An 8,115-nucleotide genomic window follows, 5' to 3' on the forward strand; every position below is an offset into this window, starting at 1 on the left:
AAGGCGGTGCCCAGCAGTCCGATGCGCCGCAGGCCCTTCGCTCGTACGGCGTCCGCGGTAGTGTCGGCCAGGTGCACGAGCGGGATCCGCACCGCGTCTGCCACTTGGTCGGCGACCTTGTGCATGGTGTTGGTGCAGATCAGCACCATGTCCGCGCCAGCCGCCTGGACCGCAACCGCTGCCTTGGCCAGCAGCTTGCCGGCCTCGTCCCAGCGGCCCTCGACCTGGAGCTGTTCGATCCATGCGAAATCCACCGAATAAAGCACGCACGGCGCGGAGTGCAGCCCGCCCAGCCGCTCACGCGTCAGCTCGTTCAACAGCCGGTAGTACTCCGCCGTGGACTCCCAGAGCTCATGCCCCCGAGTAACCCGATGGTCTTCATTGCACCACTCTCGCACGGCCGTCCTGGGGAATTACGTGACCGTCGGCAACCCACAGGACCATGCAGCGTTTGAGGACATCGCGCTCCATCCCCAGCTCCTTGTCAGGGACCGGGTCCCCTCCTCACGCGCCCTGGCCTCGTCCACCGAGATCTACCAGCTCGGGCGGGACGGTCCGAGACAGTAGCCCCATCCGGATCCGCTCCGGGTACCTCTCACCAGCTATGTGAGTCCCTCGACGCCAGGTGTCATAGATGATCTTTGCCTGCAGGCCGCCGCTGCAGTCTGTAGGCACGCTATGGTCGGTGGACGTTATGGCAGCACCATCAAGGATCCCTCCCAAAGCAGCGACGAACCGAGCGACATAGGCCTTTCTGACAAAGGCCACCGTTCCAGAGGAGCGGACGCATGGATGATTCACGGCTGGACGAAGACCAGCATGAAGAGGTCATCCAGCTACCGCCCCGCCGTCCGGGTCACCCGGTCAGTACTTTGCGCATCCAGCGTCGACGTTTGGTCCATGCCCTGACGACACCAACTCATAGATTCTTCTGACCGGGGGACGAACCTGTGAGACCTAGTACTCCAGTCTGACTTCGCGATCTTGTCGGGGGTGTAGCGCATCACTTGGCGGGAAGTCTGGTGCTGCACGTATATCGCGTTGTGGGTTCGGGGGCGCCGCCATAAGGTCACCGGCATGTCTCTACGTCTTCGTATGCGTCAAGCACTGCCGGAAGCGATGCGCGCCCGTGACAAGGCCGCGGTGAGTGCCCTGCGCACAACGCTTGCTGCGCTGGACAACGCTGAAGCGGTGCCCGTCGACGAAGCTGAGCTCCGCGGCGTGGCCCTTGAGCAGTCGCCGGTTGGTGTCGGCACCACCGAAGCAGCGCGGCGTGAGCTGAGCGAGCGCAGTGTGGTGGATGTCGTGCGCGCCGAGGCCGCCGAGCGACTGGAGGTTGCAGCGCAGTTGACTGCGCCCGCGCACGCTGACCGAGCCGCGCAGCTCCGCGCGGAGGCCGCCGTGCTGCTTCGCTTCCTCGACGGTCCCGGCACCGCATAGGACACGGCGTCGCATCGCATCCGAAGCGACGCAGGAGCAGGGCTGGGAATGGGTACGGCCACCGCGTGATCATCGGGGCTTGTGTGGACTCCTGAAGATCGTGCGGTGGGCGCGGGCCACGGTGTAGACCCTGTCCGTTGGCAGGCGATGTTCGACCAGGTCATGGCCCGGATCGCGGGCCGGTTCGGGCGGGTTGAGCCCCGGGCGACCGCCCGCGTCTACCTGCTCGGGCTGGTGTCCGCGGCGTCGAGCGCAAGAACTGCTGGCAGTTGGCCGAACACGCCGGGCATCCGCGCCCTGGCCCGCCTCCGTCGCGGGCCTGGACGTTCTCGGCCTGGCCCGGCCGTGCGTCTCCGCACTGTGCCGAGCCCGTCGCCGGGTGGGGTCCGAGCCGTTCAAGGTGCTGTTCGAGACCGTCGCCGGCCCCGTCGCCCGGCCGCACACCCCCGGTGCGTTCTGGCGGGGGCTGCGGACGGTGGCCGTCGACGGCACCAGCCTGCACTTGCCGGACAGCGAGCAGATCGCCACCCTCCACACGAAACGCAAACGCAAGGGCGAGGACCTGGAGTTCGGCTACCCGCTGCTGCGACTGCTCGTGCTCATCGAATGCGGCACCCGCGCGATTCTCAGCGCCGCCTTCGGTCCCGAGACCACGGGAGAGACCGGATATGCCCAGCGACTGGTGGACCAGCTGACTCGCGGGATGCTCGTCCTGCTGGACACCGGCTTCGACGGCTATCCCCTGTTGTGCCGGCTCCGCTCCACCGGGGCGGAGTTCCTGTGCCGCTCCGGTGCCCGACGCATCCCGCTGATCATCCGGCGGCTGCCGGACGGCTCATACCTGTCGACGTTCGGCATGGGGAAACTACCGGTACGGATCATCGAGGCATGGATCACCGTGACCTACTCCGACGGCACCGTCCGCCGTGAGCAGTGGCGCCTGGCCACCAGCCTGACCGACCACACCCGCTACCCCGCCCGCGAACTGGTGGATCTTTATCACGAGAGGTGGCAGATCGAGACGGCCTTCTTCTCGATCAAGGCCACGATGCTGGACGGCCGAGTCCTGCGCTCGCATCGTCCCGAGGACATCGACCAGGAGGTGTACGCCCTGCTGACCGTCTACCAGGCCCTCGTGCGGATCTCCGACGACGCCACCACCGGCCATCCGCATCCGGACCCCGACCGGATCAGTTTCACCGTCGCCCTGGACACCGCCCGCGACCAGGTCACCACCGCCAACGGAGTCCTCACCACCGGCGCCGCCGTACTGACCGGGGCCATCGGCCGAGCCGTCCTGGACAACCTCCTGCCCGCCCGCCGCCGACAGCGGATCAAAGCCCGCACCCGAAAGAACCCGACCAGCAAATACAGCAAGAACTCCCTCCAGCACCCCACCACCGTCCAGCACTACACCCTCAACGCCGAGGTCATGGTCATGGAGCAAGGCTTGACTACCAGGCCAAAGCGCTAAATCAACGGCGTTGACACTGGAGTACTAGATCGCTCGTCGCACTATTGCTGCTGTCGGAGACCAGCAATGCCCACCGCTCAGCTCAGCCGTCGTCGGCCACCGCGGCGCACCGGCCTGACGGAGGACTCGACGCTCGCCGACTACCTGCGTGTCGATGAGAACGCCCGCGGGCGGTTCCTCACACACGAGTTTCAGATCCACACCCCCTAGACCAACGCACCGTTCACGATTCCGTCGGCGTTCGCCCCGAGCGGGACGCCGACGACCTACGACGGCAACGCCCCGGCCAATAGTCTGGGCGCAATGTTCTTCCTGCAACGTCTTGACAGCAAGTACCCGAACAAGCGCTCCACGAAGATCATGAACTTGCTGGCCGGCCTTTTTGGCCATTTCGTCCCAGAGCTAAATCTGGGAGAGATTCTTCGTTGGTTCCCCGATTCTCGCGGCTAACAGATTCCCGCGACATCTCAGTAAACTCACTCTAGTCTTATATTCGAGCCAAGGGGAGTAGTAGTGGGCGAGAGTCTACCGTCGGATTTGGATTGCTGGCGAGACTTCTGGGAGATCATTGGACCCGAGCTGTACCGGGTCTGGGCTGAGGAACAGCGGGCCAAGCTCCAGAAAGAGCCTGGCCCTGTCCCGCTCGCTGCCTAGACAGAATCTCCCCAATGAGGCACGATCCTGACCTCATTCGGCCGCTTGCCAGGGGTCTTGTAGACCTCGACGCGGCCGATCAGGCGCTTCAGTCCCGCCCGGCGCTTGTCCACCGACATCTTCGGCCACAGGTCCAGGAACGCCTCGAAGTCCCGGGCCGTCGGAAGCCCAGTCCCTGTCAATTCGGCCCCCAGCACCGCGATACGGGCTCGCAACGCCTCAACCTCGGCTTCGATGGTCTCCTTTTGATCGCGGAACTCGTCCTCCGCGACAAGGCCCTTTAGGGCGAAGGAAAGCAGTCGCTTGCTCTCTTCCTGCTTCGCTGTCAACTGAGCGCGGGCATTCTTGAGACCAGATTCGGCGCGCCGAGCAACGGCAGCGCGACGCATTGCCTCAGCACCGAGGTTCTCGCCTTTCTTGTTCTCTTTCAGCCATTCATGGAGCTCGCGCTCCAGCTTCTTGACCGTGACCGACACGCCGGAACATGTCTTGAATCGCATGGCTCGGGCACATCTGAAAATTCGCTGCGGCTGACGACCTCGGCTAGATGCCACAGAAGCGACCATCTGAGACCCACACGGCTTGCCGGTCTCGTCAGGCACCATGCAGTAGGTGAAGCCCGACGAGATGTACTTGGGAGCCGTTGTCCAGCCGTGCTCAGGGGCATCCTTACGGATCTTCTTGTATTTCTCCCATGTCTCCGTCGATATGAGAGGCTGGTGCAATCCTTTATGCCATTGGTCATAGGTGTGGGGCTTGCGGCTTCGGTACTGCCGTTGCCAGTTGGTGCGGCTCCGGATGAGGCCGACCGCGAACCCAGTGTCAAGCACCTGGTACCAGTCCGTTGAGGTCATCTCCTTGCCACGAATCGAGCGGATGCCGCGATCCCTCATTTCTCGGGCCAAGACAGTCATCGTCTCCCCGTTCACGAACCGCTCGTAGACTTCGGCCAGCGCTGGCCCCAGAATGGGGTCCGGCTGAAGGATGCCCTGGCAGTTGTCGCACCGAAGCCACTGGTCCGGCTCAGCCGGATTCCTCCTACACTCCGGGCAATGCTGGTATCCGAAGCGCTCGTTGCCGTCGTGCGGCCTTCCCTGTCGTCGACGCCGTGCATGAGTCTCTCTCCACGTATCGCCGATCTGATCGGACTGGAGGGCAGCGATCAGGAGGAGTTGGTCGCGAGCGAAGCGTCCCGTGGACGTCGTTGTATCGATGTCCTCGGTAGCCGAGCAGAGAATCCCACCGGCCTTTTCCAGTTCGGCCAGGTTGACCTGACAGGCCAAGTTATTTCGGCCCCAACGGCTCCACTTCCAGACGATGACGATTTCCGCTTCGCCGCTTCGGATACGCTCAGTGATGGCGGCAATCTTGCGCTTAGCGAACGTTCGGCCGGTCTTGTCGAGGTCTTCTACTACGTCGACGATCTGGATGCCTTTGCGCTTTGCGTACTGCTGGCACTCCCAGAGTTGTTGCTCGGGGCTGTACATTTCCTCGCGGCCCTTGGAGACGCGAATGTAGACGATGGCCCGCCGTTGGCAGTCGGTGAGTGCTTCTATGCTGAAGGGGCTCACGACGGAGTCGATGCTATCGACGCACGCCTCAAGCGGCATTGGTTCTCCTAAATTTGGTCGCGAAGAGTCTGGCTGCTGGGACAAGCCTTCCATCCGCGAAAGGAATTTTTGTAATGGCAGAGTTGGGGCAACTGATGGGCCGAGAGTTCTTCGCGCGACCAGCACACGAAGTCGCCCCAGAACTGCTGGGGCACGTACTACTGCGGAGAACCGGGGAGGGAGACATCGCGCTGCGGATGACGGAGGTCGAGGCATACGCAGGGAGCGACGATCCGGCCTCGCACGGATGGAAGGGACGTACTCTCCGAAATGCCGTGATGTTCGAGAAACCAGGGCATCTGTACGTGTACTGGGTGTATGGGATGCATTGGGCGATCAACCTCGTGTGCGCCATCGAGGGGGAGGCAGCAGGGGTGCTCATCCGGGCCGGGGAAATCGTGCAAGGAGAGGACTTGGCCCGGCGGCACAGACCGACTGCCAAGAGCCACTCAGAGCTTGCAAAGGGGCCGGGACGGCTGGGTCGCGCTCTGCACGTCGACCGGTCGCTCAATGGGGCGGATGTCTGCGCCCCGATTTCGCTAGTCCAGATGCGCGAGGGCGCCGTGAGCGGAGGGAAGTCGATCACGTGTGGTCCGCGTACGGGCGTTTCCCGGGGGAGTGAGACGCCCTGGCGCTTCTGGATCGAAGGAGACCCGACTGTTAGTCCGTACCGCAGGCACACGCCCCGCCGAGGTGGGACGAGCTGAACAACGTAGAGAAGGAGAACGTAGAGAAGGAGAAGGCAAGGGCTGTGTTTGCGTTCGCTTGGGCGCGTTAGGCATGTGGCACTGCCTCAACCTGGTCTGCGGCCCCGAGGGCGACCCCAGCGGAGTTCTGCTGCGCGCCGGCGAGATCATCGAGGGCGCCGACCTCGCCCGTAAGCACCGCCCCACATCCCGCCGCCCCCACGACCTCGCCCAGGGCCCCGCCCGCCTCGCCACCGCACTCGACGTCGACCGCGCCCTCAACGGCGCCGACGTCTGCCCCGCCGACCCTGCCGACGCCTTCTTCCAGGTCCTGGAGGGCACCCCGGCCGACCCCTCCGCCATCCGCACCGGCCCCCGCACCGGCGTCGGCGGCGAGGGCGCGGCCCACCCGTGGCGCTTCTGGATCGACGGCGACCCGACGGTCAGCCCGTACCGCGCGCACGCGCCCCGCCGCCGTAAGGCGTCGCAATAAGCAGTCGCCCGACCGCGTACCCTCGGACACGCTGTAACCCCCACTCAAGGAGACACAAGACCGTGACGGACATCGTCGACGAGCTGAAGTGGCGCGGGCTGTTCGCCCTGTCCACTGACGAAGATGCTTTGCGCAAGGCGCTCGCGGACGGCCCCGTCACGTTCTATTGCGGCTTCGACCCGACTGCCCCCAGCCTGCACGTCGGCCACCTGGTCCAGGTGCTTACCATCCGCCGCCTCCAGCAGGCCGGACACCGGCCGCTCGCCCTCGTCGGCGGCGCCACCGGTCTCATCGGCGACCCCCGGCCCACCGCCGAGCGCACGCTGAACGATCCCGAGACCGTCGCCGGCTGGGTGGAAAAGCTACGCCACCAGATCGAGCCCTTCCTCTCCTTCGAGGGCGAGAACGCGGCCACCATGGTGAACAACCTCGACTGGACGGCGGGCCTGTCCGCCATCGAGTTCCTACGGGACATCGGCAAGCACTTCCGCGTGAACAAGATGCTCACCAAGGACTCGGTCGCCCGGCGCCTCGAATCGGACCAGGGCATCAGCTACACCGAATTCAGCTACCAACTCCTGCAGGGCATGGACTTCCTTGAGCTGTACCGGCGCTACGGCTGTGTCCTGCAGCAGGGCGGCAGCGACCAGTGGGGCAACCTCACCGCCGGCCTCGACCTGATCCACCGCCTCGAACCGCACGCCCAGGTGCACGCACTGGCCACGCCCCTGATGGTCAAGGCGGACGGCACCAAGTTCGGCAAGACCGAGGGCGGCTCCGTCTGGCTCGACCCCGAGATGACCACCCCGTACGCGTTCTACCAGTTCTGGCTGAACGTCGACGACCGGGACATCTCGACCTACATGCGCATCCTCAGCTTCAAGAGCCGAGAGGAACTCGAAGAGCTGGAGCAGCTCACCGCGGAGCGCCCCCAGGCCCGGGCTGCCCAGCGCGCCCTCGCCGAGGAGCTGACGACGCTGGTCCACGGCGCCGACCAGACCGCCGCCGTCATCGCCGCATCCAAGGCACTTTTCGGCCAGGGCGAACTCGCCGACCTGGACGAGGCCACCCTGACCGCTGCCCTCAGTGAACTGCCCCACGCCAAGGTCTCCGAACTCGGCCCCGTCGTCGACCTCCTGACCGAGGTCGAGCTCGTGGCCAGCAAGTCCGCCGCCCGCCGCACCATCAAGGAGGGCGGCGCCTACATCAACAACACCAAGGTCACCAGCGAGGACGCCGTCCCGGCCCCCTCCGACCTCCTCCACGGCAAGTGGCTGGTCCTGAGGCGGGGCAAGAAGAACCTCGCCGCCGTCGAAGTTGGCTGATCGGCTGATTCCATACGTTTGAGGGGCGGCAGAGCTTGACTCTGCCGCCCCTCGTGCGTAATGTAGCCCAAGCCGCTTGAGACGGTGCGTCCGGTTCGCCCGGATTCTCCGGCCGACGGCCACCCACTACAAACGACTCCGTCCCGAAGATTCGGGCGCATTTTCATGCGCGTCGAATGCTATTGGCGTGGAATCCGGCGAGTGAATTCGCAAGTCGCGAAGGAATCCGCTAGCGTAGTGAGCACGCCGAGGCGGAAACGTCAAAGCAAACCCCCTTCAGAGGGTGGCGGAAACGAGAAATCGGGTCTGCTAAGCTGGAGAAACGAAGGGAAAGTCCGGAGGGGCCGGTGAAACGGCCGCGAAGGAAGCTTCCGTTCCTTGAGAACTCAACAGCGTGCCAAAAGTCAACGCCAGATATGTTGATACCCCGTCC

Annotated in this window: 6 protein-coding genes and 3 pseudogenes; 7 read left to right on the forward strand and 2 right to left on the reverse strand. The window is 64.7% G+C overall.

Features of this window, described 5'->3' with window-relative positions; all coding sequences use genetic code 11:
* Nucleotides 1–382: pseudogene (locus EFK10_RS46495) on the reverse strand (aspartate/glutamate racemase family protein); the annotation flags it as partial.
* Nucleotides 383–1,119: 737 nt separating this feature from the next.
* Here EFK10_RS46495 and EFK10_RS46500 point away from each other — a divergent pair.
* From EFK10_RS46500 to EFK10_RS48365, 4 genes and pseudogenes are all read left to right on the forward strand, one after another.
* The gene (locus tag EFK10_RS46500; RefSeq protein ID WP_240677371.1) at nucleotides 1,120–1,440 is read left to right on the forward strand and encodes a GatB/YqeY domain-containing protein; all 321 of its coding nucleotides are present in this window, start codon (nucleotides 1,120–1,122) and stop codon (nucleotides 1,438–1,440) included.
* A gap of 162 nt (nucleotides 1,441–1,602) precedes the next feature.
* Nucleotides 1,603–1,745 (forward strand): annotated as a pseudogene (locus tag EFK10_RS53855) (IS701 family transposase); the annotation flags it as partial.
* Nucleotides 1,746–1,819: 74 nt separating this feature from the next.
* On the forward strand, nucleotides 1,820–2,914 hold the full coding sequence (locus EFK10_RS46510; protein ID WP_164836517.1) for an IS4 family transposase: 1,095 nt from the start codon (nucleotides 1,820–1,822) through the stop codon (nucleotides 2,912–2,914).
* A 66-nt stretch (nucleotides 2,915–2,980) separates the two neighbouring features.
* The gene (locus tag EFK10_RS48365; protein ID WP_164836518.1) at nucleotides 2,981–3,124 is read left to right on the forward strand and encodes a hypothetical protein; all 144 of its coding nucleotides are present in this window, start codon (nucleotides 2,981–2,983) and stop codon (nucleotides 3,122–3,124) included.
* 440 nt (nucleotides 3,125–3,564) lie between these two features.
* Here the strand turns inward: EFK10_RS48365 and EFK10_RS46515 are convergent, their stop codons facing one another.
* Nucleotides 3,565–5,178: a recombinase family protein gene (locus EFK10_RS46515; protein WP_164836520.1), complete on the reverse strand. Its 1,614-nt coding sequence runs from the start codon at nucleotides 5,176–5,178 to the stop codon at nucleotides 3,565–3,567.
* Nucleotides 5,179–5,252: 74 nt separating this feature from the next.
* On the opposite strand from EFK10_RS46515, the gene EFK10_RS46520 reads away from it, so the two are divergent.
* The 3 genes and pseudogenes from EFK10_RS46520 to tyrS all read left to right on the forward strand — a co-directional run bounded on the left by EFK10_RS46520 (nucleotide 5,253) and on the right by tyrS (nucleotide 7,682).
* Nucleotides 5,253–5,885: a DNA-3-methyladenine glycosylase gene (locus EFK10_RS46520; RefSeq protein ID WP_127361654.1), complete on the forward strand. Its 633-nt coding sequence runs from the start codon at nucleotides 5,253–5,255 to the stop codon at nucleotides 5,883–5,885.
* Between the two features lie 70 nt (nucleotides 5,886–5,955).
* Nucleotides 5,956–6,357: pseudogene (locus EFK10_RS46525) on the forward strand (DNA-3-methyladenine glycosylase); the annotation flags it as partial.
* Between the two features lie 62 nt (nucleotides 6,358–6,419).
* Complete coding sequence (gene tyrS / locus EFK10_RS46530) at nucleotides 6,420–7,682, forward strand: tyrosine--tRNA ligase (RefSeq protein WP_127361655.1); 1,263 nt, start codon at nucleotides 6,420–6,422, stop codon at nucleotides 7,680–7,682.
* Nucleotides 7,683–8,115: the final 433 nt, after the last annotated feature.

The organism is Streptomyces soli (assembly GCF_003999195.1).
Classification (GTDB): Bacteria; Actinomycetota; Actinomycetes; order Streptomycetales; family Streptomycetaceae; genus Actinacidiphila; species Actinacidiphila soli.

Bases quoted from the DNA above. Each gene is read 5' to 3' on its own strand.
- EFK10_RS46515 (WP_164836520.1), bottom strand. From the start codon at position 5,178: ATGCCGCTTGAGGCGTGCGTCGATAGCATCGACTCCGTCGTGAGCCCC.
- EFK10_RS48365 (WP_164836518.1), top strand. From the start codon at position 2,981: ATGCCCACCGCTCAGCTCAGCCGTCGTCGGCCACCGCGGCGCACCGGC.
- EFK10_RS46520 (WP_127361654.1), top strand. From the start codon at position 5,253: ATGGCAGAGTTGGGGCAACTGATGGGCCGAGAGTTCTTCGCGCGACCA.
- EFK10_RS46500 (WP_240677371.1), top strand. From the start codon at position 1,120: ATGCGCGCCCGTGACAAGGCCGCGGTGAGTGCCCTGCGCACAACGCTT.